21 protein-coding genes are annotated in these 25,988 nt (G+C 72.4%); 10 read left to right on the top strand and 11 right to left on the bottom strand.

From position 1 onward, the window contains the following. Positions 1-48: 48 nt before the first annotated feature. On the bottom strand, positions 49-864 hold the full coding sequence (locus IE118_RS18915) for an SAM-dependent methyltransferase (RefSeq protein WP_189559142.1): 816 nt from the start codon (positions 862-864) through the stop codon (positions 49-51). A 114-nt stretch (positions 865-978) separates the two neighbouring features. Next, a complete protein-coding gene (locus IE118_RS18910; protein ID WP_189559141.1) occupies positions 979-1,599 on the bottom strand; it encodes a TetR/AcrR family transcriptional regulator in 621 nt (206 codons plus the stop codon). Positions 1,600-1,841: 242 nt separating this feature from the next. Here IE118_RS18910 and IE118_RS18905 point away from each other — a divergent pair, with 242 nt between their 5' ends. The 4 genes from IE118_RS18905 (at position 1,842) to IE118_RS18890 (ending at position 6,189) form a co-directional block, all read left to right on the top strand. Beyond that, entirely contained in the window at positions 1,842-2,816 is a 975-nt protein-coding gene (locus IE118_RS18905) for a tetratricopeptide repeat protein (RefSeq protein WP_189559140.1), read from the top strand. Between the two features lie 663 nt (positions 2,817-3,479). Further along, positions 3,480-4,121, top strand: coding sequence for a DUF6230 family protein (locus IE118_RS18900; protein ID WP_189559139.1), 642 nt, complete (start codon positions 3,480-3,482; stop codon positions 4,119-4,121). 117 nt (positions 4,122-4,238) lie between these two features. Beyond that, the gene (locus IE118_RS18895; protein ID WP_189559138.1) at positions 4,239-4,841 is read left to right on the top strand and encodes a DUF6114 domain-containing protein; all 603 of its coding nucleotides are present in this window, start codon (positions 4,239-4,241) and stop codon (positions 4,839-4,841) included. Continuing rightward, positions 4,831-6,189, top strand: a complete 1,359-nt coding sequence (locus tag IE118_RS18890) for an ICP22 family protein (RefSeq protein ID WP_189559137.1) — start codon at positions 4,831-4,833, stop codon at positions 6,187-6,189. Before IE118_RS18895 ends, IE118_RS18890 begins: the two co-directional genes overlap by 11 nt. An 85-nt stretch (positions 6,190-6,274) precedes the next feature. Here the strand turns inward: IE118_RS18890 and pyk are convergent, their stop codons facing one another. The 3 genes from pyk to pta form a co-directional block, all read right to left on the bottom strand. Further along, positions 6,275-7,702, bottom strand: a complete 1,428-nt coding sequence (pyk, locus tag IE118_RS18885; RefSeq protein WP_189559136.1) for a pyruvate kinase — start codon at positions 7,700-7,702, stop codon at positions 6,275-6,277. Positions 7,703-7,775: 73 nt separating this feature from the next. Continuing rightward, positions 7,776-8,987, bottom strand: a complete 1,212-nt coding sequence (locus IE118_RS18880) for an acetate kinase (protein WP_189559135.1) — start codon at positions 8,985-8,987, stop codon at positions 7,776-7,778. After that, the gene (pta, locus tag IE118_RS18875; RefSeq protein WP_189559134.1) at positions 8,984-11,086 is read right to left on the bottom strand and encodes a phosphate acetyltransferase; all 2,103 of its coding nucleotides are present in this window, start codon (positions 11,084-11,086) and stop codon (positions 8,984-8,986) included. Before pta ends, IE118_RS18880 begins: the two co-directional genes overlap by 4 nt. 204 nt (positions 11,087-11,290) lie before the next feature. Between pta and IE118_RS18870 the strand changes: the two genes are divergently transcribed. Together IE118_RS18870 and IE118_RS18865 are read left to right on the top strand one after the other, a co-directional pair. Continuing rightward, positions 11,291-12,316, top strand: coding sequence for an ATP-dependent 6-phosphofructokinase (locus IE118_RS18870; protein WP_189559133.1), 1,026 nt, complete (start codon positions 11,291-11,293; stop codon positions 12,314-12,316). Positions 12,317-12,500: 184 nt separating this feature from the next. After that, entirely contained in the window at positions 12,501-12,992 is a 492-nt protein-coding gene (locus IE118_RS18865; RefSeq protein ID WP_229846862.1) for a hypothetical protein, read from the top strand. Positions 12,993-13,017: 25 nt separating this feature from the next. Here IE118_RS18865 and IE118_RS18860 read toward each other — a convergent pair whose 3' ends face one another. The 3 genes from IE118_RS18860 to IE118_RS18850 form a co-directional block, all read right to left on the bottom strand. Beyond that, on the bottom strand, positions 13,018-13,719 hold the full coding sequence (locus IE118_RS18860; protein ID WP_189559131.1) for a helix-turn-helix domain-containing protein: 702 nt from the start codon (positions 13,717-13,719) through the stop codon (positions 13,018-13,020). 303 nt (positions 13,720-14,022) lie between these two features. Continuing rightward, positions 14,023-14,709, bottom strand: a complete 687-nt coding sequence (locus IE118_RS18855) for a response regulator (protein WP_189559130.1) — start codon at positions 14,707-14,709, stop codon at positions 14,023-14,025. After that, the gene (locus IE118_RS18850; protein ID WP_189559129.1) at positions 14,706-16,340 is read right to left on the bottom strand and encodes a sensor histidine kinase; all 1,635 of its coding nucleotides are present in this window, start codon (positions 16,338-16,340) and stop codon (positions 14,706-14,708) included. Before IE118_RS18850 ends, IE118_RS18855 begins: the two co-directional genes overlap by 4 nt. Positions 16,341-16,520: 180 nt before the next feature. On the opposite strand from IE118_RS18850, the gene IE118_RS18845 reads away from it, so the two are divergent. The 4 genes from IE118_RS18845 to IE118_RS18830 all read left to right on the top strand — a co-directional run bounded on the left by IE118_RS18845 (position 16,521) and on the right by IE118_RS18830 (position 21,310). After that, positions 16,521-17,915, top strand: coding sequence for a cation:dicarboxylate symporter family transporter (locus tag IE118_RS18845; RefSeq protein ID WP_189559128.1), 1,395 nt, complete (start codon positions 16,521-16,523; stop codon positions 17,913-17,915). Between the two features lie 235 nt (positions 17,916-18,150). Continuing rightward, complete coding sequence (locus IE118_RS18840) at positions 18,151-18,579, top strand: MerR family transcriptional regulator (RefSeq protein ID WP_189559127.1); 429 nt, start codon at positions 18,151-18,153, stop codon at positions 18,577-18,579. Then, positions 18,576-18,899, top strand: a complete 324-nt coding sequence (locus IE118_RS18835) for a thioredoxin family protein (protein WP_306430397.1) — start codon at positions 18,576-18,578, stop codon at positions 18,897-18,899. The genes IE118_RS18840 and IE118_RS18835 overlap by 4 nt, the downstream gene beginning before the upstream one ends. Before the next feature lie 179 nt (positions 18,900-19,078). Further along, positions 19,079-21,310, top strand: a complete 2,232-nt coding sequence (locus IE118_RS18830; protein ID WP_189559126.1) for a HelD family protein — start codon at positions 19,079-19,081, stop codon at positions 21,308-21,310. 10 nt (positions 21,311-21,320) lie between these two features. On the opposite strand, the gene glgB is transcribed toward IE118_RS18830, so the two are convergent. The 3 genes from glgB to IE118_RS18815 all read right to left on the bottom strand — a co-directional run. Then, positions 21,321-23,903, bottom strand: a complete 2,583-nt coding sequence (gene glgB, locus IE118_RS18825; protein ID WP_189559125.1) for a 1,4-alpha-glucan branching enzyme — start codon at positions 23,901-23,903, stop codon at positions 21,321-21,323. Between the two features lie 34 nt (positions 23,904-23,937). Then, positions 23,938-25,356, bottom strand: coding sequence for a maltokinase N-terminal cap-like domain-containing protein (locus tag IE118_RS18820; RefSeq protein WP_189559124.1), 1,419 nt, complete (start codon positions 25,354-25,356; stop codon positions 23,938-23,940). A gap of 114 nt (positions 25,357-25,470) precedes the next feature. Further along, the coding region (locus IE118_RS18815) for an alpha-glucosidase C-terminal domain-containing protein (protein ID WP_229846861.1) at positions 25,471-25,988 on the bottom strand (518 nt) is incomplete at its 5' end.

Here is a 25,988-nt window from a genome sequence, read left to right as displayed (position 1 = left end):
AGCGGCTGTTGGGGGGCCGCCACCGCCCGCCCGCCGGGGGGCCGGCCCTCACGGCTTGCGGGCCACCGCGCCGTACAGCGAGATCACGGCGCGGTCGTCGGTGCTCTCCCCGTCGGCGAGCTCCGGATGCCAGTCGGTCACCTGGACCAGACCGGGCTCGACGAACTCCAGCCCCTCGAAGAACCGGGCGATCTCCGCGCGGGTGCGCGGCGCGAGCGTCATCCCGCCCGCCGCGTACATCGCCACCCCGCGGCCTACGCCCTCGGGGTCGAAGTCGGCGGTGAGCTGGGACAGCACCAGGTGGCTGCCGGAGGGAAGGGCGTCGACCAGCTCGGCGACCAGGGCGTGCGGGTCGTCCTCGTCGCCGAGGAAGTGCGTCAGCGCCACCAGGGACAGCGCCACCGGCCGGCCGAGGTCCAGGCTCTCGCGGGCCTGCCGCAGGATGCGCCCGGGGTCGCGCACATCGGCCTGGACGTAGTCGGTGACGCCCTCGGGGGTGCTGCGCAGCAGCGCCTCCGCGTGCTTCAGCACGATGGGGTCGTTGTCCGTGTAGACGACCCGGGACCCGGGCGCGACGCGCTGGGCGATCTGGTGCAGATTGGGTTCGGTGGGGATCCCGGTGCCGATGTCGAGGAACTGCCGGAGGCCCGCCTCGGCCGCCAGCCACCGGGTGACGCGCTGCATGAACCAGCGGTTGGTGCGCGCGACGTGCCGGGCCGTGCCGTCGACGCCCATGATCTGCCGGCCCAGTTCCTCGTCGACGGGGTAGTTGTCCTTGCCGCCGAGGAACCAGTCGTACACCCGGGCCGGGTGCGGCCGGGAGGTGTCGATCCGTACGGTGACGCGGGCGCCGGTGCCGGTCATGCGCGCCTCCCTGGCCGCTCGTGGTCACGGTGTGCCCCGGTGGGGATGATCAGGATCCTCGCAGGACCCCGCGGACGGCGACAGGCGACTACCGGCCGACCGTGGCCGGTTCGCTCACCCGGGGGCGGCGGCGAGCCCCGACAGCAGGACCCGGGTGAAGCCGTGCACCCATTCCTCGTCCGCCGGTTCGGCGCTGACCAGGGTGCGGTGCACCACCGCGCCGGCCACCATGTCGAAGATCAGGTCGACCGAGCGGGCCGCCTCCCCGGCGTCCCGCTCGGGCGGCAGTTCGCCCCGTTCCTGGGCGCGGGCACGGCCCGCGAGGACGAGACGCTTCTGCCGTTCGACGATGGAGGCGCGGATGCGCTCGCGCAGGGCCTCGTCGCGGGTGGCCTCGGCGACCACCGCCATCAGTCCGCTCCTGGCCTCGGGGCGGGCCAGTATCGCGGCGAACTGGAGCACCACGCCCTCGATGTCGGCGGCCAGCGAACCGCGGTCGGGCAGGCGCAGCGCGTCGAAGAGTTCCGCGACCGCGTCCACGACCAGTTCGTTCTTGCCCGCCCAGCGGCGGTACAGGGTGGTCTTCGCGACCCCGGCGCGGACCGCCACGTCCCCCAAGGTGAGCTTGGACCAGCCGACTTCGATCAGAGCCTGACGGGTCGCGGCCAGGATCGCGGCGTCCGCGGCGGCGTCGCGCGGGCGCCCGGTGCGGCTGGCGGGGATGCGGCTCTGCATGGCAGGAACCATAACGGCCGGACACCACGCGGCCGGTCGTGAGAGAGATCACGGCGAAGAGGGGCCCCCGGGGCCCCGGCCGGCATTACGCTACGACCCGTAGCGAAAGCACGCGCGACCGGCGTGCCCGAGCGACGACCACACACCGGCGCAGGGTGGGGACCCGGCGCCAACACCACACGTACGCCTGGGTTTCCCGGGCCTTTTTCACACACGCGCGGGGTACGGGGGAGGATAGACGCATGCAGCCACGGAACATGTCCATGAGCGGGGTCGTCGACCTCGCCGCGGTGAAGGCGGCCCAGGAGGCCAAGGCGAAGGCGGAGCAGGCGCGCGCCGAATCGGCCCGGCAGGGCGGCGGGGGCGCCGTCTCCCCGGCCGACCTCGTGATCGACGTCGACGAAGCCGGTTTCGAGCGTGACGTCCTGCAGCGGTCCACCGAGGTCCCGGTCGTCATCGACTTCTGGGCCGAGTGGTGCGAGCCCTGCAAGCAGCTCAGCCCCCTCCTGGAGCGGCTCACCGTCGAGTACAACGGCCGCGTCCTCCTCGCGAAGGTCGACGTCGACGCCAACCAGATGCTCATGCAGCAGTTCGGGATCCAGGGGATCCCGGCGGTCTTCGCGGTGGTCGCCGGACAGGCGCTGCCGCTCTTCCAGGGGGCCGCGGGCGAGGCGCAGATCCGTCAGACCCTGGACCAGCTGGTGCAGGTGGGCGAGCAGCGCTTCGGCCTGACCGGCCTCACCGTCGACCCCGACGCCGTGCCGGGTGGCGCGACGCCCGCCCCGGCCGAGGCCGCCGGCCCGTACGACGCCCTGCTGGAGGCCGCCGTGCAGGCGCTCGACAGCGGTGACCTCGCCGGTGCCGTCCAGGCGTACAAGAACGTGCTCGCCGACGACCCCGGTAACCCGGAGGCCGCGCTGGGCCTCGCGCAGGCCGAACTGCTCCAGCGGGTGCAGGGCCTGGACCCGCAGCAGGTGCGCAAGGACGCCGCCGACAAGCCGCGGGACGCCGCCGCGCAGATCGCCGCCGCCGACCTGGACCTGGTGGGCGGTCACGTCGAGGACGCGTTCGGCCGGCTCATCGAGACGGTGGCGCGCACCGCGGGCGACGACCGCGACACCGTGCGCGTGCGGCTGCTGGAGCTGTTCGAGGTGGTCGGCGCCGACGACCCGCGCGTGGTCGCCGCGCGCCGGGCACTGGCGCGAGCGCTGTTCTGAGCCGTGCGGAGGGGGCCGCGGCGCCCGATCCGTACCGGTTCGCCGGTCGGCCGGGTGCCCGGTGCCCGAGTGGCCGAATGGCGCAATGGGGTCGATGCGGCCGCGCTTTGCCAAATCTTGGTCATCGCGGCCGCTGTTACTGCGAGTAAGTCGCAGGCGTTGATCTGTCGGAATCTGTCCCTCGATCAATGGTTTTGCACACCCCTGGTGATGCACCGAGCGTCGCCGGACGCGACCTGCGGGTCGCCGCACGGTTATCCGCCCGTTACTAGCGAGTAACGAACCCCCTTGTGCGGGGGCCGAGAATGCACCACGATCGGCGACGCTCGGTCCCTTGCTCCGCAGCCCCGACATCCGGTCGGGCCGCGGACATCCCTGGGTCCCCACCGAGCAGGACCGGTGGCAGTGGCGCCGGTCCTTGGACAGGGGGGTCTTCGCCCATCCGGCGAAGCCTGTCCAGCAGGGTTGTGCGTGATGCGTGTCAGGCGCGACCAGTGGTTGTCGCTCGGGGGTGATCGCCGGTGATTCGGGCGCGTCTCCGCGCCGCCGAGTGCGGGCGCTCTCCTTTCCGAGGACGTAGCACTTCTCCCATCCCTGCCCGGCCCGGCCGCCGTTCATGGCGGCGGGTCAGGACAGGAGATGTACGTCCGAGAAGGAGGAAATATGGAGTCCCAGGTGCGTGGCGGGACCAGATGGAAGCGGTTCGCTGTGGTCATGGTGCCCAGCGTCGCCGCCACGGCGTGCATAGGCGTCGCCCTCGCGCAGGGCGCCCTCGCGGCGTCGTTCAGCGTGTCGGGCCAGTCGTTCAAGGTCACCACGGACGAGCTCGTCGGTACGGGCTTCTCCCAGTACGGTGCCCTCGACGAGGGGTACACCCTCACCGGTAAGAAGACGGCGCACCCTGTCGCGGTCTCGGCGTTCAAGTCGGCGACCATCAAGAACATGTGCCAGTCGGTCGTCACCCCGAACATTCCGGTGCTCGGGAACGTCAGCCTGATGCTGCGCGCGGGGCAGGGCGCACCGGTCGAGGCCGAGAACCTCTACATCGATGTCGCCGACCTGAACGCCGATGCGACGTTCACGAACATCGACATCGGTGTGGCCGCCAAGGACGCCAACAAGGGTCCGGGCATGAAGCAGAGCGAGGTCGCAAACCAGCGGGCCAACCCCTACGGGTTCGCCCAGCAGGCCGAGAAGGCCGTCCTGAAGAACGTGAAGCAGACGGCGTGGGCGACCACCGCCGGCACCTTCAAGCTCAGCGGTCTGAAGATGTCGCTCTCCACGGGTGTCAAGGAGTGCTACTAAGCACTCGCTGACGGGCGGGGGAGCCGGTGGCGCCCCCGCCCGTCCACCTTCCCGCCGCGCCTTCACGCGCGGCGCACATCACCACCACAGCAAAGCCGTACCAGGGAGCTGTTTTCCATGAGCGCCGAGACTCCTGCCGCCGTCGGCCAGTTCACCCGCCGCAGGCTGCAGTTCCGCGCCTGGCGGGGCGAGCGGCCGTTCTGGGCCGGGCTGTTCGTCATGCTCGGCGGACTCCCCATCGCCTACTTCCCGTACGCGAACCTCCAGATCGGACACCTGACGCTGGCCATGGCGACCACGGCGGGCGCCGGGTCCCTGATCATCGGTGTGCTGCTCGTCGTCCTCGGCGTCAGTCTCTGGTTCCAGAAGCACGTACGGGTCTTCGCGGGTGTCGCGGCGATCCTGCTGGCGCTGGTGTCCATCCCCGTGTCCAACATCGGCGGCTTCCTCATCGGCTTCCTCCTCGCCCTGGTGGGCGGAGCGATGGCCGTGTCATGGGCCCCGGGCGCGCCGCCCGCCGAGGAGCCGCCGCCTGCCGGCGGGGGTCACGGCGGTGCCCCGGAGGGCGCGGTCGCCGACACCACGGTCCCGGAGCCCGCCGACGGCACCGCGCCGGCCGGCCACGAGGACCACTCCCGGGCGCCCAGGACGCCGGGAGAGAACGACCTGTCAGGAACGATCCCGGCGAACGGGGCGAACGGGAGGCACAGTGCCGGCTGACGAGGTGACCCACGGGACTGATGTGGAGAAGTCCCGTGTGAGAACCGGGCCGCGCCACGCGGCACCCAAGAAGCCGCTGTTCACCAGGTTCCACATGCCTGCCGGCAAGGCGATAGCCATCGCGGCGATGCCCACCGCGGTCCTCATGGGCATGGGCTTCACCCCGACTCTCGCCCAGGCCGACGACCAGCCGTCGTCGAAGAACCTCACGGCCGAAGAGTTCAAGGAGTGCCTGGAGGCCATCGAGGCGGCCGAGAAGGGGGACACCACCGCGTCGCCCTCGCCGTCCGCCACGGCGAGCGACAGCGCGTCCCCGGACGACGAGCCCGCCACGGAGCCGGCCCCGTCGGCGCCCGGGCAGCAGGCCCCGGACAAGGACACGGACAAGGACACGGACAAGGACACGGACAAGGGAACGGACTCTTCGCCGGATTCAGGTTCCGACGACAAGCCCGAGCCCGAGCCGACGCCCTCCGCGTCCGCGGCCGGACAGGCCGCCGGGAAGCCGGCCGCACCCGCGCCCGCGCCCTCGGAGACCGACCGCAACGTGCTGGAGGAGATCGGGGACGCCGTCAAGGACGTCTTCACTCCGAAGGACCAGCAGGCAGAGGCGAGCCCGAGCCCCACCCCGTCCGCCTCCGCCCCGGCCGCCGACGACGCGGCCGAGGAACCGGCGGACTCCGTGAAGGAGCCCGCGCCCAGGGCGTCCGAACCGGCCGGGGACACCGCGGACGAGGCCGGGGACACCGGGGACGAGGCGCCCGAAGCGGCGGAGGACACCGAGGACGGGGCAGAGGAGAAGGCCGAGGAGGCGACCGACGGCCCGGAGGCCACCCCCTCGCCGAGCCCCTCCGAGACGTCCGGGACCGACCTGGAGGACTGCCCGGTCGCCACCGACGCCGAGGGCGGGGTCGACAACAAGGTCCCGCTGCCGGACGCCCCCTGGTACCTGAACGCCAGTTCGCTGACCCTGAAGGGTGCCGACTACAAGGGCATCGTCGAGGTCCGGACCGCGAACGGCACCACGAAGAAGGTGCTGAAGTACGTCGTCTCCGACGGCACCGACATCGGGGACCTGCACCAGACGGTCAAGGACGAACAGTCCGGCAAGACCTACCACGTCCAGGCCGCCAAGGGCTCGACGTCGACCATCCGCGACGGCGACACCGTGATGTACACGGAGAGCATCTCCGGCAAGCTGCTCGGGCTCATCCCGATCACCTTCGACCCGGAGCACCCTCCGCCGCTGAACATCCCGCTGATCTACTTCACCGACGTGACGGTGCAGCAGGCCGGCCAGTTCGGCGGGACCCTGCACATCCCGGGCCTGCACCAGTACATCACCTGACGGGCCGCGGGACTCCGGCGGAGCCGCGCGACAGGCGTCGAGGGCGTCCCCCTTCGCGGGGGGACGCCCTCGGCCGTGTGCGCGGTCAGCTGGTCGCGCCGCCCAGGTGGTGGACGCGGACCATGTTGGTGGTGCCGGGGACGCCGGGGGGAGAGCCGGCGGTGATGACGACGGTGTCGCCCTCGGCGAAGCGGTTCAGCTTCACCAGTTCCTGCTCCACCAGCTCGACCATCTCGTCGGTGCTGTTCACGAACGGCACGACGTGCGGTTCCACGCCCCAGCTGAGCGCCAGCTGGTTGCGCGTCGACTCGTCCGTGGTGAACGCCAGGATCGGCTGGGCGACGCGGTAGCGGCACAGGCGCCGGGCGGTGTCGCCGGACTGGGTGAAGGCCACCAGGCCCTTGCCGCCGAGGAAGTCGGCGATCTCGCAGGCCGCGCGGGCCACCGAACCACCCTGCGTGCGCGGCTTCTTGCCCGGCACCAGCGGCTGGAGGCCCTTGGAGAGCAGCTCCTGCTCGGCCGCCTGGACGATCTTCGACATCGTCCGCACGGTCTCGACCGGGTACGCGCCCACGCTCGACTCGGCCGACAGCATGACCGCGTCGGCGCCGTCCAGGATCGCGTTGGCCACGTCGGAGGCCTCGGCGCGGGTCGGCCGGGAGTTGGTGATCATCGACTCCATCATCTGGGTCGCCACGATCACCGGCTTGGCGTTGCGCCGGCAGAGCTCGATCAGGCGCTTCTGCACCATGGGGACCTTCTCGAGCGGGTACTCGACGGCCAGGTCGCCGCGCGCGACCATGACGGCGTCGAAGGCCGCCACGACGCCCTCCATGTTCTCCACCGCCTGCGGCTTCTCCACCTTGGCGATGACCGGGACCCGGCGGCCCTCCTCGTCCATCACGCGTTGCACGTCGGCGACGTCCTTGGCGTCCCGCACGAAGGACAGCGCGACCAGGTCGCAGCCCATCCGCAGGGCGAAGCGCAGGTCGTCGATGTCCTTCTCGGACAGCGCGGGCACGTTCACCGCCGCGCCGGGCAGGTTGATGCCCTTGTGGTCGGAGATGACACCGCCCTCGATGACGATCGACTTCACCCGGGGGCCCTCGACGTCCAGCACCTTCAGCTCGACGTTGCCGTCGTTGATGAGGATCTGGTCGCCGCGGGAGACGTCGCCCGGCAGGCCCTTGTAGGTCGTCCCGCAGATCGTCCGGTCGCCCGGGACGTCCTCGGTGGTGATGGTGAACTCGTCACCGCGCACCAGCTCGACGGGGCCTTCGGCGAAGGTCTCCAGGCGGATCTTGGGGCCCTGGAGGTCGGCGAGGACGCCGATGGCCCTGCCCGTCTCCTTGGCGGCGGCCCGGACCCGGTCGTACCGGCCCTGGTGCTCGGCGTGCGAGCCGTGGCTGAAGTTGAAGCGGGCCACGTTCATGCCGGCTTCGATCAGGGCGACAAGCTGCTCGTGGGAGTCGACCGCGGGGCCGAGAGTACAGACGATTTTCGAACGGCGCATGGGGCGATCCTATCCGTTTGTTTCGCTACGGAATATTCCGTCTGGCGGAAGATACAAATGAGAAAGTCCCTGCTCAGTTGTCCTTTCCGACCAGTGCGTAGGTCTGCTGTGCGATCTCCATTTCCTCGTCCGTCGGCACCACCGCCACCGCCACCCGCGCGCCCTCGGGCGAGATCAGCCGCGCCCCGCCGCCGCGTGCCGCGTTGCGCCCGGCGTCGACCGCCAGGCCCAGGCCCTCCAGGCCCGCCACGGCCGCCTCCCGCACCGGGGCGGCGTTCTCACCGACCCCGGCGGTGAAGGCCACCGCGTCCACCCGTCCGAGAACGGCGTAATAGGCGCCGATGTACTTCTTCAGACGGTGAATGTAGATGTCGAACGCGAGCTGCGCCTGTGCGTCGCCCTCGTCGATCCGGCGCCGGATCTCCCTCATGTCGTTGTCCCCGCACAGCCCGACCAGGCCGCTCCTCTTGTTGAGCAGCGTGTCGATCTCGTCGGCGGACATTCCGCCGACGCGCATCAAATGGAAGATGACGGCCGGGTCCATGTCTCCGGACCGCGTACCCATCACCAGCCCCTCCAAGGGCGTCAGCCCCATGGAGGTGTCCACGCAGCGCCCGCCGCGCACGGCCGAGGCGGACGCGCCGTTGCCCAGGTGCAGCACGATGACGTTCACCTCCTCGGGCGCCTTCCCCAGCAGCCGCGCGGTCTCCCGGGAGACGTAGGCGTGCGAGGTGCCGTGGAAGCCGTAGCGGCGGATGCGGTGCTCGTCGGCGGTCCGCACGTCGATCGCGTACCGGGCGGCCGCCTCCGGCATCGTGGTGTGGAAGGAGGTGTCGAAGACGGCGACCTGCGGCAGGTCGGGGCGCAGCGACACGGCCGTGCGGATGCCGGTGAGGTTGGCCGGGTTGTGCAGGGGAGCCACCGGGATCAGCCGCTCGATCTCGGCGAGCACCCGGTCGTCGATCACCGTCGGCTCGGTGAAGTGCTTCCCGCCGTGCACCACGCGGTGGCCGATGGCGGCCAGCTCGGGGGAGTCCAGGCCCAGCCCGTCGGCGGCCAGCTCCTCGGCCATCGCCTTCAGGGCGGCCTCGTGGTCGGCGACCCGGCCGGTCCGCTCCCGGGGCTCCCCGCCGGACGCGAGCGGGGTGTGCCGCACCAGGGAGGTCCGCTCACCGATCCGTTCGATCAGCCCGGTGGCCAGCCGGCTGCTGTCGCCCATGTCCAGCAGCTGGTACTTCACCGACGAGGAGCCGGAGTTGAGGACGAGGACGCGGGACGGACTCACTGGGCGGCTGCCTTCTCGCTCGGGGACGGGGTCGGTGACTGGGCCTGGATCGCCGTGATGGCCACGGTGTTGACGATGTCCTGGACGAGGGCGCCCCGGGACAGGTCGTTGACCGGCTTGCGCAGACCCTGCAGCACCGGGCCGACGGCGATCGCCCCGGCCGAGCGCTGCACGGCCTTGTAGGTGTTGTTGCCGGTGTTGAGGTCGGGGAAGATCAGCACGGTCGCCTGACCGGCCACCTCCGAGCCCGGCAGCTTGGTCGCCGCGACCGACGGCTCCACGGCCGCGTCGTACTGGATCGGCCCCTCGATCCGCAGGTCGGGCCGGCGCGAGCGGACCAGTTCGGTCGCGGTGCGCACCTTGTCGACGTCGGCGCCGGAGCCGGAGGTGCCCGTGGAGTACGACAGCATCGCGATCCGCGGCTCCACCCCGAACCGCGCGGCGGTGACCGCCGACTGCACGGCGATGTCGGCGAGCTGCTCGGCGTCCGGGTCGGGGTTGACCGCGCAGTCGCCGTAGACGAGCACCTTGTCGGCCAGGCACATGAAGAAGACCGAGGAGACGATCCGCGCGTCCTCGCGGGTCTTGATGATCTCGAAGGCCGGCCGGATCGTCGCGGCCGTCGAGTGCACCGAGCCCGACACCATGCCGTCGGCGAGGCCCTCCTGCACCATGAGCGTGCCGAAGTAGTTCACGTCGGAGACGACGTCGTAGGCCAGCTCGACGGTGACGCCCCGGTGGGCGCGCAGCGCCGCGTACCGCTCGGCGAAGGAGTCCCGCAGGGGGGAGGTCGCCGGGTCGATCAGCTGGGTGTCGCCGAGGTCGACGCCGAGGTCGGCGGCCTTCTTGCGGATCTGGTCGGCGTCGCCGAGCAGGGTCAGCTCGCACACGCCCCGGCGCAGCAGCACCTCCGCCGCGTGCAGCACCCGCTCCTCGGTGCCCTCGGGGAGCACGACCCGGCGCAGGTCGGAGCGGGCCTGTTCGAGCAGCTTGTGCTCGAACATCATCGGGGTGACGCGGTCGCTGCTGGGCGCGGAGACCCGCTGGGTGAGCTCCGCGGTGTCCGCGTACCGCTCGAAGAGGCCGAGCGCCCGCTCCGCCTTGCGCGGGGTGGCCGCGTTCAGCTTGCCCTCCAGGGAGAACAGCTGTTCCGCGGTGGGGAAGCTGGTGCCCGGCACGGACAGCACCGGGGTGCCGGGCGCGAGCCGGTCGGCGAGGGTGAGGACGCGCTCGCCGGGCACCTCGTCGAGGGTGAGCAGCACCCCGGCTATCGGCGGGGTGCCGGCGCTGTGCGCGGCCAGCGCGCCGACGACCAGGTCGGCGCGGTCGCCCGGGGTGACCACCAGGCAGCCGGGGGAGAGCGCGGCGAGGAAGTTCGGCAGCGTGGCACCGCCGAAGACGAAGTCGAGGGCGTCGCGGGCGAGCCCGGAGTCGTCGCCGAGCACCACCTTCGCGCCCAGGGTGTGCGCGATCTGCGAGACGGTCGGGGCGGAGAGCGCGGGTTCGTCGGGCAGCACGTAGCAGGGCACGGGGAGCCGGTTGGCGAGCCGCTCGGCGATCTCGTCGCGGTCCTCGCGGGCGACCCGGTTGACGGCCATGGCGAGCACGTCGCAGCCCAGGGTGGTGTAGGCGCGGTAGGCGTTGCGGGTCTCGGCGCGCACCGACTCGGCGGTCTGCCGGCGGCCGCCGACGACGGCGATCACCGAGGCGCCGAACTCGTTGGCGAGCCGGGCGTTCAGGGCCAGTTCGTCGGGGAACTGCGTGTCGGCGTAGTCGGTGCCGAGGACGAGCACGACGTCGTAGTCGCGGGCGACCCGGTGGAACCGGTCGACGAGGGTGGAGACCAGTTCGTCCGTGCCGCGCTCGGCCTGGAGCGTGGACGCCTCCTGGTAGTCGAGGCCGTAGAGGGTCGCCGGGTCCTGGGTGAGCCGGTAGCGGGCCCGCAGCAGTTCGAAGAGGCGGTCCGGCCCGTCGTGCACCAGGGGCCGGAACACGCCCACCCGGTCGACCTGCCGGGTCAGGAGTTCCATGACCCCGAGCTCGACGACCTGACGGCCGTCGCCGCGGTCGATACCGGTCACGTACACGCTGCGGGTCACGCGCGCTCTCCGTTTCGTCGGGGGCCGCAAGAGTCGAACGCCAAGGCCGTAAAAATCGCCCACAGAGGTGAGCGGATCCCTCTTGACAATACCCCTGACGCTGGCTAGGACGCCCGCCCGTCCGGCGTCGGCACCGGGCTGGAGGGCATGAAACAATCGGGACTGGCTCACCCGGTATCGACACGGACCAGGAGACACAGCGCGATGCGTATCGGAGTTCTCACCGCAGGCGGCGACTGCCCCGGCCTGAACGCAGTGATCCGGTCGGTCGTGCACCGCGCGATCGACAACTACGGCGACGAGGTCATCGGCTTCGAGGACGGCTACTCGGGTCTGCTCGACGGCCGCTACCGTGCCCTCGACCTCGACGCCGTCAGCGGCATCCTGGCCCGGGGCGGGACCATACTGGGCTCCGCCCGGCTGGAGCGCGACCGACTGCGCGAGGCCTGCGAGAACGCCTCGGACATGATCCGCGACTTCGGCATCGACGCGCTGATCCCGATCGGCGGCGAGGGCACGCTGACGGCCGCGCACATGCTGTCCGAGGCGGGCCTGCCGGTCGTCGGCGTCCCGAAGACGATCGACAACGACATCTCCTCCACCGACCGCACCTTCGGTTTCGACACCGCCGTCGGCGTCGCCACCGAGGCGATGGACCGCCTGAAGACCACCGCCGAGTCGCACCAGCGCGTGATGGTCGTCGAGGTCATGGGCCGGCACGCGGGCTGGATCGCCCTGGAGTCCGGCATGGCCGCCGGCGCCCACGGCATCTGCCTGCCCGAGCGTCCCTTCGATCCCGCCCAGTTGGTGAAGATGGTCGAGGAACGCTTCGCCCGCGGCAAGAAGTTCGCGGTGATCTGCGTCGCCGAGGGCGCGCACCCGGCCGACGGGACCATGGACTACGGCAAGGGCGAGATCGACAAGTTCGGCCACGAGCGCTTCCAGGGCATCGGCACGGCCCTGGCATACGAACTGGAGCGCCGCCTCGGCAAGGAGGCCAAGCCGGTCATCCTCGGCCACGTCCAGCGCGGCGGTGTCCCCACGGCCTACGACCGCGTCCTGGCCACCCGCTTCGGCTGGCACGCGGTGGAGGCAGCGCACCGGGGCGAGTTCGGGAACATGACCGCGCTGCGCGGCACGGACATCGTGATGGTCCCGCTCGCCCAGGCGGTCACCGAACTGAAGACGGTCCCCGGTGACCGGATGGACGAGGCGGAGTCGGTCTTCTAGGAAGCCACGGTGGACCCGATGTCCCGGGCGTGAAGCGGAAGTTCGCACCGGGGACGATCAGTGCGGGTAGATTCGGGCCGGGCCGCTCCGAGTGGCACGGCCCGCCCCCCCGCCTGACGGATCCCTCCGGCCGGGCCCGTCTCCTGGAGCCCGTGTGTCCGTGCGGACAGGTACCACCCGCCCGATGGCACTGTTCCTGTCGACCGTGTGCGCGGTCGGGGCCCTCACCGGCTGCACGCTGCGGGAACTCACCCAGGACTGCGGCGGGACCGACGGGCGGGTGAAGGAGCTCGCCGCACTCGGCATCCTGGATTCCCGGCCCGCCGGGGCCACGGTTCCCCGGGGCTTCGAGGAGGCCGACGCCGGCTGCTGGGCGGACAGCGGGGACGTCACGGTGTACGCCGGCCGGACCTACGCCCATCCCGGTACCCGGGCCGAGGTGACCGCGCACTACCGGACGGCGGCGCGACGGGACGGATGGACCCCGGACCCCGGGGCCGTCCCCGACGGCACGCTGTGCTTCACCAAGGAGGACATGGCCCTGCGGGTCGTCTTCCTCACCGCCGAGGGCCTGGCGGAGGACGGCCACGGAAGCCGCCCCGACCTCACCACCGGGGCCGGCTACGCCGTCGACGTCGACGCGTCCGCGGACGAGGGCAGCGAGGCGGGCTGCTAGGGGGTGTCTCGGTACCCGCCCCGCGTCAGCCGGGCCGGCTCTCGACCGCCGTCCAGAAGTGCTCGACGATCCGGTCGAGGAACTCGCGCCCGCCGGCGCCCGGGTCGCCGCCCCGGCTCACAGGGGTCGCCGTGCGGCCCTGGTAGGTCCGGTGCAGGCGGTGCAGCACCTCTTCCAGCAGGCGCCGGTCCAGTGGCACGATCTTCGTCAGCGGCCGTACGAACGCCTGCCGGCGGGTGGTCACCGCGCCGCGCAGCAGCTCCGCCAGCTCGCCCTCCCGCCCGGTGACCACGACGAGGTCGGCCGGGGACAGGGAGAGCAGCCGGGCCAGGGCGGCCGACTGCCGCTCGCTGCCCCGCCAGCGGCCCGTCTCCTCCATCCGCAGGTACGCGTGCAGTTCGTGGCCGACCGTGCGGGCCACCTCCTCCGGGGCGAGACCGCGCGCCACCCGGTGTTCGCGCAAGGTGCGGGGGCGCCCGACGAGTTCACCGGGCGAGCACCACAGCACACCGGCCAGCGCGATCAGTTCGGAGTGCGAGGGGGCCACGGTCCCGCGTTCCCAGGCGGCGACGAGGGCCGGCGTGGCGTGCGGCAGCCCGTAGGAACCGCGCAGGGCGTGGGCGACCTGGTCGGGGCCCATGCCCAGGGCGGCCCGCAGCCGGCGGGCGGCGGAGGCGTCGAACGGTGGAGGCGGACGGCGGTCGGGACGAGCGGGAGGTCGCTGCACGGCTCACAAGCTAGGCCCGTACACAGGGGATGACTACGGTCTGTTCGGCCAGGGTCACTCTTGGTGGGAACCTACGGCTACCGGCGGGTTCGGCTGTCGGAGGGCGGAACGGCCGGTCGTCCGGCCCGCACGCGGCGGAGCGGGAAACGCAAGCTCAGCGAGCATATGCGCGCACCGGCTCCGGGTGACGCGCGGCACGGACGCCCGGCCGTCGAAGGCGGGTGCGACCGGATCCCCCGCCCGCGACCCCGTCGCGCCCGCCCGCCGCGCGGCGCAAACCGACCGCCCCGGATCCCGGGAACCTCAGCCTCCGCTCACCCACCGGTACTGGAGCTCCGGCCGCCCCACCGTCCCGTACTGCGGGCGGCGGGCCGCGCGGCCCGCCTCCACGAGGTGCTCCAGGTAGCGCCGGGCGGTGATGCGGGAGATGCCGACCGCCTCCGCGGCACCGGTGGCCGTCAGGCCCTCCCCGGCGTTGCGCAGGGCGACGGTCACCCGTTCCAAGGTGGGTGCGCTCAGCCCCTTCGGCAGGGCGGCGGGACCGGGGGCGCGCAGCGCGGCCAGCGCCCTGTCCACCTCGTCCTGCCCGCTGGCCTCGCCCACCGCCGCGCGGAACTCGGTGTACCGCAACAGCCGGTCCCGCAGGGTCGCGAACGTGAACGGCTTCAGCACGTACTGGACCACCCCGAGCGACACCCCCTCGCGCACCACCGCGAGGTCCCGGGCGGAGGTCACCGCGATCACGTCGGCGTGGTGGCCCGCCGCCCGCAGCGAGCGGGCCAGCTGGAGCCCGTGCACGTCCGGCAGGTGCAGGTCGAGGAGGAGCAGGTCGACGGGCGTGCGCTCCAGCGCCCGGCGGGCCTCCGCGCCGGTGTGCGCCTTGCCGACCGCGACGAACCCGGGCACCCGCCCGACGTACATCACATGGGCGTCCGCGGCGACCGGGTCGTCCTCGACCACCAGCACCCTGATGGGCTGCCCCGCGGTCATCCGGCACCTCCCGCGACCCGCGCGACCGCGGGCTCCCCGAGCGGCAGCCGGACCTCGAACACCGCGCCGCCCTCCTCGCCTGACGCCACCGACAGCGCCCCGCCGTGCCGCGCCACGGCCTGCTGGACGAGCGCCAGGCCCAGGCCCCGCCCGCCGGGACCGGACGGCTTGGTGGTGAAGCCGCGCCGGAAGACCTCCTCCGTCCGCTCCGGGTCCACCCCGGGGCCGGTGTCGGACACCCGCAGGATCAGCCGCGAGGGGTCCGCGGTCAGTGCCGTCACCGTCACCCGGGGCCGTACCCCGCCCTGCGCCGCGTCCACGGCGTTGTCGATCAGGTTGCCGAGGATGGTCACCAGGTCGCGGGCGGGCAGCGAGTCCGGCAGCAGGCCGTCGTCCAGGCGGCTGTCGGGCGACACCACCAGCTCCACGCCCCGCTCGTTGGCCTGCGCCGTCTTGCCCAGCAGCAGCGCCGCGAGCACCGGCTCGCTCACCGCGGCCACCACCTGGTCGGTGAGCGCCTGCGCCAGCTCCAGCTCGGCCGTCGCGAAGTCCACGGCCTCCTCGGCCCGGCCCAGTTCGATCAGTGACACCACGGTGTGCAGCCGGTTCGCCGCCTCGTGCGCCTGCGACCGCAGCGCCTGCGTGAAGCCGCGCTCGGAGTCCAGCTCGCCCATCAGCGACTGGAGCTCGGTCACGTCCCGCAGGGTCACCACCGTGCCGCGCCGCTGGCCCCCGGTGACCGGTGAGGTGTTCACCACCAGCACCCGGTCCGCCGTCAGATGCACCTCGTCCACCCGGGGCTCCGAGGCGAGCAGCGCGCCCGTCAGCGGCGACGGCAGGTCCAGCTCCGTGACCGGTCTGCCCACCACGTCCTCCTCCTGGTCCACGCCCAGCAGCTCCCGGCCGCCGTCGTTGATCAGCGCGACCCTGTACTGCCCGTCCAGCATCAGCAGGCCCTCGCGCACGGCGTGCAGCGCGGCCTGATGGTAATCGTGCATGTGGCTGAGCTCCGTCGCGTTCATCCCGTGGGTGTGACGCCGCAGCCGGGCGTTGACGACGTACGTGCCGACCGCGCCGAGGGCGAGCGCGCCGGCCGCGACCGCGAGCAGCGCGGTGAGCTGTCCCCGGACGCGCTGGCTGATCTCCTCGACCCGTATACCCGCGCTGACCAGCCCGACGGTCCGTTCGCCGTCCAGGACCGGGGTGACCGCGCGGACCGAGGGGCCGAGGGTGCCGGTGTAGGTCTCGGTGAAGGTGCGGCCCCCGAGCGCCGGGCCGGTGTGGCCCTGGAAGACCAGTCCGATCTGGGCGGGGTCGGGGTGGGTCCAGCGGATGCCCCGCGGATCCATGATCGTCACGAAGTCCACGTCGGTGTCGCGCACCACGGCCAGCGCGTACGGCTGGAGCCGCGAGGACGGGTCGTCCGTGCGGATCGCCTCCCGCACGGACGGGGAGTCGGCGACCGCGAGGGCCACCGAGGTGGCCTGGCGGCCCGCCGCCTCCTCGGCCTGGCTGCGGTCGCTGACATAGCTGAACAGCGCGTACCCGGCCACGACGACCGCGATGAGCACGGCCTGCATGGCGAAGAGCTGGCCCGCGAGGGAGCGGGGCAGGGGGAGGGGGAGGCGCATTCCGCCAGTCTGCCTCGCCGTTCCACGGTGAACTAAATGAACGGAAGGGTGACCGCGCTCACAGGGCGCGGCATAGTCACGGCGTTCCCCCAGGGCCGGACGGGCCCTGAACCCCCATCCCATCCCCCGGACGTGAGCCGCACGCCGGTGATGCCGACGAAGACGTCAAGGAGGGCCGCCGTGACCAGCACAGCCGATACGGCACCTGCCGCACCCAAGGCCAAGCGGGACCGCACGCACTATCTCTACATCGCGGTGATCATCGCGGTCGCCCTCGGGATCACCGTCGGTCTGATCGCCCCCGACTTCGCGGTCGAGCTGAAGCCGATCGGCACCGGGTTCGTGAACCTGATCAAGATGATGATCTCGCCGATCATCTTCTGCACCATCGTGCTGGGCATCGGGTCCGTACGGAAGGCCGCCAAGGTCGGCGCGGTCGGCGGCATCGCCCTCGGCTACTTCATGGTGATGTCGGTCGTCGCCCTCGGCATCGGCCTGGTCGTCGGCAACATCCTGGACCCGGGCACCGGTCTCGCGGTGACCGACGCGGTCAAGGAGACGGGCCAGGCGCAGGTCGACGCCGAGGCCAAGTCCACCACCGACTTCCTGCTCGGCATCATCCCGACCACGATCGTGTCCGCCTTCACCCAGGGCGAGGTCCTGCAGACCCTGCTGGTCGCCCTGCTGTGCGGCTTCGCGCTGCAGGCCATGGGCAAGGCCGGCCAGCCCGTCCTGCGCGGCATCGAGCACATCCAGCGGCTCGTCTTCCGGGTCCTCGCCATGATCATGTGGGCCGCCCCGATCGGCGCCTTCGGCGCCATGGCCGCCGTCACCGGCGCCTCGGGCGTCGACGCCCTGAAGAGCCTCGCGGTGCTGATGCTCGGCTTCTACATCACCTGCGTGCTGTTCATCTTCGTGGTGCTCGGCACGATGCTGCGGCTCGTCGCGGGACTGAACGTCTGGTCGCTGTTCAAGTACCTGGGCCGCGAGTTCCTGCTGATCCTGTCGACCTCCTCCTCGGAGTCCGCGCTGCCGCGGCTCATCGCGAAGATGGAGCACCTCGGTGTCAGCAAGCCGGTCGTCGGCATCACCGTCCCCACCGGCTACTCCTTCAACCTCGACGGCACCATGATCTACATGACCATGGCCTCGCTGTTCATCGCCGACGCCCTGGGCACGCCGATGTCGATCGGCGAGCAGATCCCGCTGCTGCTCTTCCTGCTGGTCGCCTCCAAGGGCGCCGCCGGTGTCTCCGGCGCCGGCCTCGCGACGCTGGCCGGCGGTCTCCAGTCGCACAAGCCGGCCCTGGTGGACGGCATCGGCCTCATCGTCGGCATCGACCGCCTGATGAGCGAGGCCCGCGCGCTGACCAACTTCGCCGGCAACGCCGTCGCCACGGTGCTGATCGGCACCTGGACGAAGGAGATCGACAAGGACCGGGTGGCCGACGTCCTCGCCGGCCGCGCGCCCTTCGACGAGACGACGCTGCTGGACGACCACGGCGGCGGCGACGTGGAGGAGCCTCGCGCCGAGCTGCCCGGCAAGGGCAGTGAGAAGGAACTGGCCAAGGCCTGACGGAGAGGGAGCCGGCCAAGGCCCGACGGCCGGCGTCCCTCCCCGCGTACCCCGGGCGGCCGGGCGCTCCCCCGTAGCCCAGCCGCCCGGCCCCCCGGAGGCCCGCTGCCCTCGCCGGGACGGGGCCTCCACCCCGAGCGGCCGGCGCCCACCCCCGTGGGCCCGGCCGCTCGGTCCGTTCCCGTGTTCCGGCCGCCCTTGCCCTGACGCCGACGTCAAGGCCTACGTTCGTCGCATGCGAATCGGCGAGCTGGCCGCACGGGCCGGGACCACCACGCGGACGCTGCGGTATTACGAATCCCGTGGGCTGCTGCCCGCGCGGCGGACGGCCAACGGCCACCGCACGTACGACGAGAGCGACCTGAGGCTGCTGCGGCAGATCCGCACGCTCCAGGACTTCGGGTTCGACCTGGAGGAGACCCGGCCGTTCGTGGAGTGTCTGCGGGCCGGTCACTCCGAGGGCGACGCCTGTCCCGCCTCGCTTCAGGTCTACCGGCGCAAGCTGGACGAGCTCGACGCCCTGATCGAGGAGCTGCGGACGGTACGGGCCGAGGTGGGACGGCAGCTGGCGCGGGCGCAGTCGGCGATGCGCGGACTGGCGGCCGAAGCGGCGGTTCCGGGCGGTCCGGAGCCGTTGTGCGAACGAGGAGGGGGTGGGCGGTGACGGGTGTGCCCGAGGTGAGCGACGCCGATTTCGCCACGGAGGTGATCGGCTCCAGGCTGCCGGTGCTGGTGGAGTTCACGGCCGACTGGTGCCCGCCGTGCCGGCAGATGGCACCGGTGCTGAGCGCGCTGGCGGCGCGGGAGGAGGGCCGGCTGAAGGTGGTGCAGCTGAACGTGGACGCCAATCCGGACACGACGCACGCGTACAGGGTGCTGTCGATGCCGACCTTCATCGTGTTCCGTGACGGGGAGCCGGTGCGCTCGATGGTCGGGGCGAGACCCGGACGGCGGCTGCTCGCCGAGCTGGAGGAGGTGCTCTGACCCGCGGGCCGGGCGTCCCCGGACACGGAAAAACCCCCGGGCAATTGCGCTCGGGGGTTTTCTCTGCGTATATTCATTGATTCGCGACTTCGAATAGAAGAAGTCGCGGAGAAGTTCAGTGAGCACAGTATATCCGGGCGGGAGTGCAATTGTCAAACACCGAATTTCCGGACGATGAATTGCGACAGGAGCAGGAATTCGTCGACGGACTGTACGCACGCGTGGACGTCCTGCGCGGCGACGCCGAGGACTCCGTCTCGGACGCGCTCGCCCAGGGCCACACCCCCCGGCAGGCCAGGCTGGAGCGCGACATCCTGGTGGCCGAGCGCTCCGGGCTGCTCGCCGCGCTGAACGCGGTCGACGGCTCCCTCTGCTTCGGCCGGATCGACCTCGCCTCCGGCGCGACCCACCACATCGGCCGCATCGGCCTGCGCGCCGACGACGCCGAGCGCACGCCCGTCCTCATCGACTGGCGCGCCGACGTGGCCCGCCCGTTCTACCTGGCCACCGGTCACACCACGATGGGCCTCAGGCGCCGCCGGCACATCGCCACCGAGGGGCGGCGGGTCACCGCCCTGCACGACGAGATCCTCGACCTCGGCGACGAGACCCGCACCGGCCACGAGGACCCCACCGGGGACGCCGTCCTGCTCGCCGCCCTCGACTCCGCGCGCACCGGCCGCATGGGCGACATCGTGCGCACCATCCAGGCCGACCAGGACCGCATCATCCGCGCCCCGCACCGCGGGGTCATGGTCGTCGAGGGCGGCCCCGGCACCGGCAAGACCGCCGTCGCCCTGCACCGCGCCGCCTACCTCCTCTACGAGCACCGCGAACTGCTGGCCCGCCGCGCCGTCCTGATCGTCGGACCCAATCCGGCGTTCCTCGGCTACATCGGCGAGGTGCTGCCCAGCCTCGGGGAGACCGGCGTGCTCCTGGCGACCGTCGGCGAGCTGTACCCCGGGGTGCGGACCACCCGGACCGACACCCCCGGGGCCGCCGCCGTCAAGGGCCGCGCCGGGATGGCGGACGTCCTCGCCGACGTCGTACGCGACCGGCAGACGCTGCCCGACCCGGTGATCGCGATCGAGCACGACCGTGAGGTCCTCCTGCTCGACGACGGGCTGGTCAACGTCGCCCGCGAACGCACCCGCGCCGCGAGGCTGCCCCACAACGTCGCCCGCGAGCACTTCGAGGGCCACGTCCTCAACGCGCTCACCGACATGGTCGCCGAACGCATCGGCACCGACCCCTACGACGGCTCCAACCTGCTCGACCCCAGCGACATCACCCAGATCCGCGACGAACTCGCCGGGAACCCGGAGGTCTGGTCGGCCGTCGACCGGCTGTGGCCGCTCCTCACCCCCGAGCGCCTGGTCGCCGACTTCCTCGCCGCCCCGGAGGGGTACCTCCCCGACGAGGACGCCGCGGCCGTCCGCCGCCCGGTCACCCGGCACTGGACCGTCTCCGACGTGCCCCTGCTGGACGAAGCGGCCGAACTGCTCGGCGAGGACGACCGGCTCGCGCGGGAGCGGGCCGAACGCGAGCGGCGGACGCAGATCGCCTTCGCCCAGGGCGTCCTCGACGTCTCGTACGCCTCGCGGACCTTCGAGTTCGAGGACAAGGAGGACGCCGACCCGGACTCCTCCGAGGTGCTGTCCGCGCACGACATCATCGACGCCGAACGCTTCGCCGAGCGGCACGAGGAGGAGGACCACCGCAGCGCCGCCGAACGTGCCGCGGCCGACCGCACCTGGGCGTTCGGGCACATCATCGTCGACGAGGCGCAGGAACTGTCCCCGATGGCGTGGCGGCTGCTGATGCGGCGCAGCCCCACCCGCTCCATGACCCTGGTCGGCGACCCGGCGCAGACCTCGGAGGCGGCCGGCGTCGGCTCCTGGGAGGACATCCTCGCCCCGTACGTCGAGGACCGCTGGGAGCACACCCGGCTGGGCGTCAACTACCGCACCCCGGCCGAGATCATGGACGTGGCCGCCGCCGTCGTGCGCGCCGAGCACCCCGGTTTCGAGCCGCCCGGCTCGGTGCGCGCCACCGGTGTGCGGCCCTGGGCCCGCGCCACCGGTGACCTGCCCGGCGCGGTCGCCGAGGCCGTCACCGAACTCACCCCCGACGAGGGCCGCCTCGCCGTGATCGCCCCGCGTGAGCTGCACCGCCCGCTGGCCGCCCGGCTGGACGGGGTGACGGCCGGCACCGAACCGGACCTGACGCACGACGTCGTCCTGCTCGACCCCCGCCAGGCCAAGGGGCTGGAGTTCGACTCGGTCCTGGTGGTCGAGCCGGGCCGCTACGGCACCAGCGACCTGTACGTGGCGCTCACCCGTGCCACGCAGCGGCTCGGCGTCCTGCACACCGAGCCGCTGCCGGAGCCGCTGGCCGCCGCCCTGGGCTGAACGACGGCGCTCAGGCCGGGCGCAGCCACACCGTCGCCAGGGGCGGCAGGGTCAGCCGGATGCTCGCCGGATGGCCGTGCCACCCCTGCGGCTCCGGCTTGACCGGGTCGGGGGTGGTGTGGTCGCTGCCCCCGTAGCGCCCGGCGTCGGTGTTCACCGTCTCGTGCCAGGCCGGCACGTCGTCGGGGACCCCGATCCGGTAGTCCTCACGCACCACCGGCGCGAAGTGCGACACCGCGAGCAGCGGGGAGCCGTCGGAGTCGTACCGCAGGAACGCGAACACGTTGTCCTCGGCGGCGTCCCCGGTCACCCACCGGAAGCCGGACGGGTCGGTGTCGCCCTGCCAGAGCGCCGGGGTGTGCCGGTACACGGTGTTGAGGTCGCGCACCAGGTCGCGCACCCCGCGGTGGTCGGCCTCCGCGCCGTAGTGCGGGTCCAGCAGCCACCAGTCCGGCCCGTGCGCCTCCGACCACTCCGCGCCCTGCGCGAACTCCTGCCCCATGAAGAGCAGTTGTTTGCCGGGGTGGGCCCACATGAAGGCCAGGTAGGCGCGCAGCCCGGCGCGCTGCTGCCACCAGTCGCCCGGCATCTTCGACACCAGGGACCCCTTGCCGTGCACCACCTCGTCGTGGGAGATCGGCAGCACGTAGTTCTCGCTGTAGGCGTACACCATCGAGAACGTCATCTCGCCGTGGTGGTAGCGGCGGTGGACCGGTTCGTGGCTCATGTACTGGAGCGAGTCGTGCATCCAGCCCATGTTCCACTTCAGCCCGAACCCGAGTCCGCCGAAACCGCTCGGGCCCCTGTGGTGGGTGGCCCGGGTGACGCCGTCCCAGGCGGTGGACTCCTCCGCGACCGTCACGACCCCCGGCACCCTGCGGTACAGGGTCGCGTTCATCTCCTGGAGGAAGGCCACCGCGTCCAGGTTCTCCCGGCCGCCGTGCTCGTTCGGCGTCCACTGGCCCGGCTCGCGCGAGTAGTCGAGGTAGAGCATGGAGGCGACCGCGTCGACGCGCAGCCCGTCGATGTGGAACTCCTGGCACCAGTACACGGCGTTGGCGACGAGGAAGTTGCGCACCTCGCGCCGCCCGAAGTCGAACTCCAGGGTCCCCCAGTCGGGGTGGGCGGCCCGCAGCGGGTCCTCGTGCTCGTACAGCGGGCGCCCGTCGAACTCGGCGAGCGCCCACTCGTCGCGCGGGAAGTGCGCCGGCACCCAGTCCATGATCACGCCGATGCCGGCCCGGTGCAGGGCGTCGACCAGGTACCTGAAGTCGTCCGGGGTGCCGAGGCGGGCGGTGGGCGCGTAGAACCCGGTGACCTGGTAGCCCCAGGAACCGCCGAAGGGGTGCTCGGCGACCGGCATCAGCTCCACGTGCGTGAAGCCGAGGTCCTTGACGTACGAGGGCAGCTGGTCCGCGAGCTGGCGGTAGGTCAGTCCGGGGCGCCAGGACGGGAGGTGCACCTCGTAGACGGAGAACGGCGCCCGGTGGGCGGGCACGTCCGCCCGGCGCTCCAGCCACTCGGCGTCGCCCCACTCGTACGCCGACGAGGTGACGACGGAGGAGGTGGCGGGCGGCACCTCCGTACGGCGGGCCAGCGGATCGGCGCGCAGGGTCTTCGAGCCGTCGGGGCGGGTGATCTCGAACTTGTACAGCTCGCCCTCGCCGACGCCCGGCACGAACAGCTCCCACACCCCGGTCGCGCCCAGCGACCGCATGGGGAAGCCGGTGCCGTCCCAGAAGTTGAAGGAGCCGGCCACCCGCACCCCGCGCGCGTTCGGCGCCCACACCGAGAACCGGGTGCCGGTGACGCCCTGGTGGGTCATCGGGTGCGCGCCGAGGACCGTCCACAGCTCCTCGTGGCGGCCCTCGCCGATCAGGTGCAGGTCGAGCTCGCCGAGGGTGGGCAGGAACCGGTAGGCGTCCTCCGTCTCCTGCACCGTCCCCTCGTACGTCACGAGCAGCCGGTACGCCGGCACCTCGCGCAGCGGCAGCAGTCCGGAGAAGAACCCGTCGCCGTCGTCGTGCAGCTCGACGGTCAGACCGCCGGAGAGGACGCTGACGGCCCGGGCGTAGGGACGGAACGCCCGGAAGACGACCCCGCCGGGCACCGGGTGCGCGCCGAGCAGGGAGTGCGGGGCGTGGTGGGTGCCGTTCAGCAGCCGCTCCCGGTCGGCGGCGTCCAGGGCGGGGGAGACGGCGATCTCCAGATCCATCCCGGGCGGGACGGGCGGGGCGGGCGGCGGGGCGCCGGTCTCCCGCACGTCCTTCCTCCCCGCGGCGCCCTTCCCGGCCGGGGCCTTCCCGCCCGCCTTCGCCGGGCCCTTCGCCGTGCCCTTTCCCACGCCCTTCGCCGCGGCCTTCGAGGCGGTCTTCTCCGCCGCCTTCTTCGCGGCCTTCTTCACCGTCGACTTCTCGGTCGCCGCCTTCTTGACCGTGGCCTTCGCCGCCGCGGCCGCCTTCTTCGCGGGGACCTTCTTCGCGCTGGCCTTCTTCACGGCTGCCTTCTTCCGCGCGGGCGCCGGTGGTTCGGTGCGCCGCTGGTCGGCCGGCTGCTCCGGATGCGAACCGCTGGACGTGGGGCGGGGGGTCACGGGCGAAGCCTCCTGGGCGAAGGTCGGGGTCGGGTCAGATCCGGTCGGGCGAGGCCAGCCGGTGCACGGCGGCCATCGGCACGGGGAGCCAGTCGGGGCGGTGCCGGGCCTCGTAGACCGCCTCGTAGACCGCCTTGTCGGTCTCGTACGCGCGCAGCAGCACCGGCTCGGTGCGCGGATCACGGCCCGCGGCCTCCGCGTACCCGGCGCAGTACGCCGCCCGGCAGTGCGTGGCCCAGTCCGGCTGCGGCGGGTCCGCCGTGCGGGCCGCGTAGTCGAAGGACCGCAGCATGCCGGCGACGTCCCGCACCGCCGGCTGCGGCATCCGCCGCTCCGCCATCGGCCGGGCCGGTTCCCCCTCGAAGTCGATCAGCGCCCACTCCCCGGCCGGGGAGCGCAGGCACTGTCCGAGGTGGAGGTCGCCGTGCACCCGCTGCGCGGTCCAGGTGCGCCCCTCGGCGGCCAGGTCGTCCAGCGCCGTGTACGCCGAGCGCAGCCCGTCCGCGTACGGCCGCAGCGCCGGCACCGCGTGCACGGCGGCGTCCAGCCGCTCGGTCATGCCGTCGACCAGGGACCGCAGCTGGGTGTGGCCCAGGGTGACCGTCGGCAGCGCGCGGGCCAGCGCGGTGTGCACCTCGGCGGTGGCCCGGCCGAGCGCCCGCGCCTCGGAGACGAAGTCCTCGCCCTTGGCCAGCTCGCGCAGCGCCAGCTCCCAGCCGTCCGTCGCGCCCTGCACGAACGGCTGGAGCACGCCCAGCACGTACGGTTCGGCCGCGGGCGGCGACCCGGGCGCCCCTTCGGGGTCCGCGACCAGCCAGGCCGTCGGCGGGGGCACCCGGGGACAGCCCTCGCGGGCCAGCGCCAGCGGCAGCTCCAGATCGGGGTTGACCCCGGGCACGATCCGGCGCAACAGCTTGAGAATGAACGTATCTCCGTAGACGACCGACGAATTCGACTGCTCGGCCGTCATCAGGCGCGGGACCAGGCCGGGGCGGATCTCCTGGCGCGGGTCGCGCTCGAAGCGGAGCCCGCCGATCCGGGCCTGGGTGCGCAGGGCCTCCAGGAGCAGTTCGGCGGGCCGGGTGTCGTGCAGGGCCTCGTAGACCGTCCGTCCGGCCAGCGGGCCCCGCGTCACATGACCGATCAGCGCGGGCGCGAGCCGGGGCGGCAGCGCCTCGCGCACGCCTATGAGCAGCTGGTAGCAGTCGCCGGGCCGGTCCTGCCCGGTGTGCCCCGGCTGGAGCGGCTGGTGCGCCTGCACCAGCAGGTGGTACAGGCCCAGCTTGGCGGTGGGCGGCAGTAGCTCGGTGGCCGCGACCAGGGCGAATCCGGAGACCGGGCTGCCCTTGCCCGCGAACCAGCGCTGCCGCGGCAGCCACTCCCTGAGCAGTGGATCCAGTGACGCAAGGAGGCCGGGCGGTGTCGTGACGGTGCGTGTGACGGCTTCCGACATGGCGTCGCGTCCTCTCCCCTCTTCTCGGCGCGCCGCACGGGGGCGCCGCCGGCGGGCGGGGTGTTACTGATGCGTGCCCAGGGCGGGCCGGTGAAAACCGCCCCGCCCCGGGTTCTACGCGGCGTCCTTGCGGAGCCGGAACCAGTAGAAGCCGTGCCCCCCGAGGGTCAGCAGGTACGGCAGCTCGCCCACGGCCGGGAAACGCACCCCGCCGAACAGCTCGACGGGATGGCGTCCCTCGAAGGCGCTCAGATCGAGCTCCGTGGGCTGTGCGAAGCGCGAGAAGTTGTTGACGCAGAGGACCAGGTCGTCCTCGTACTCGCGGAGGAAGGCGAGGACGGCCGGGTTGGAGGAGGGCAGCTCGGTGTAGGAGCCGAGGCCGAAGGCCGGGTTCTGCTTGCGGATCTCGATCATCCGGCGGGTCCAGTGCAGCAGGGAGGACGGGGAGGCCATGGACGCCTCGACGTTCGTCACCTGGTAGCCGTAGACCGGGTCCATGATGGTGGGCAGGTAGAGGCGGCCCGGGTCGGAGGAGGAGAAGCCGGCGTTGCGGTCCGGGGTCCACTGCATGGGGGTGCGCACCGCGTCGCGGTCGCCGAGCCAGATGTTGTCGCCCATGCCGATCTCGTCGC

Source organism: Streptomyces pilosus (genome assembly GCF_014649835.1).
GTDB classification, from domain to species: Bacteria; Actinomycetota; Actinomycetes; order Streptomycetales; family Streptomycetaceae; genus Streptomyces; species Streptomyces pilosus.
Note: the sequence above shows the minus strand (reverse complement) of the source record. Positions and strands in the feature narration are given on the sequence as shown.

Coding starts and splice junctions, on each gene's coding strand:
- IE118_RS18905 (WP_189559140.1), top strand. CDS start 1,842: ATGCAGCCACGGAACATGTCCATGAGCGGGGTCGTCGACCTCGCCGCG.
- IE118_RS18820 (WP_189559124.1), bottom strand. CDS start 25,356: ATGTCGGAAGCCGTCACACGCACCGTCACGACACCGCCCGGCCTCCTT.
- IE118_RS18865 (WP_229846862.1), top strand. CDS start 12,501: ATGGCACTGTTCCTGTCGACCGTGTGCGCGGTCGGGGCCCTCACCGGC.
- IE118_RS18840 (WP_189559127.1), top strand. CDS start 18,151: ATGCGAATCGGCGAGCTGGCCGCACGGGCCGGGACCACCACGCGGACG.
- IE118_RS18915 (WP_189559142.1), bottom strand. CDS start 864: ATGACCGGCACCGGCGCCCGCGTCACCGTACGGATCGACACCTCCCGG.
- IE118_RS18900 (WP_189559139.1), top strand. CDS start 3,480: ATGGAGTCCCAGGTGCGTGGCGGGACCAGATGGAAGCGGTTCGCTGTG.
- pyk (WP_189559136.1), bottom strand. CDS start 7,702: ATGCGCCGTTCGAAAATCGTCTGTACTCTCGGCCCCGCGGTCGACTCC.
- IE118_RS18850 (WP_189559129.1), bottom strand. CDS start 16,340: ATGCGCCTCCCCCTCCCCCTGCCCCGCTCCCTCGCGGGCCAGCTCTTC.
- IE118_RS18895 (WP_189559138.1), top strand. CDS start 4,239: ATGAGCGCCGAGACTCCTGCCGCCGTCGGCCAGTTCACCCGCCGCAGG.
- IE118_RS18870 (WP_189559133.1), top strand. CDS start 11,291: ATGCGTATCGGAGTTCTCACCGCAGGCGGCGACTGCCCCGGCCTGAAC.
- IE118_RS18910 (WP_189559141.1), bottom strand. CDS start 1,599: ATGCAGAGCCGCATCCCCGCCAGCCGCACCGGGCGCCCGCGCGACGCC.
- IE118_RS18855 (WP_189559130.1), bottom strand. CDS start 14,709: ATGACCGCGGGGCAGCCCATCAGGGTGCTGGTGGTCGAGGACGACCCG.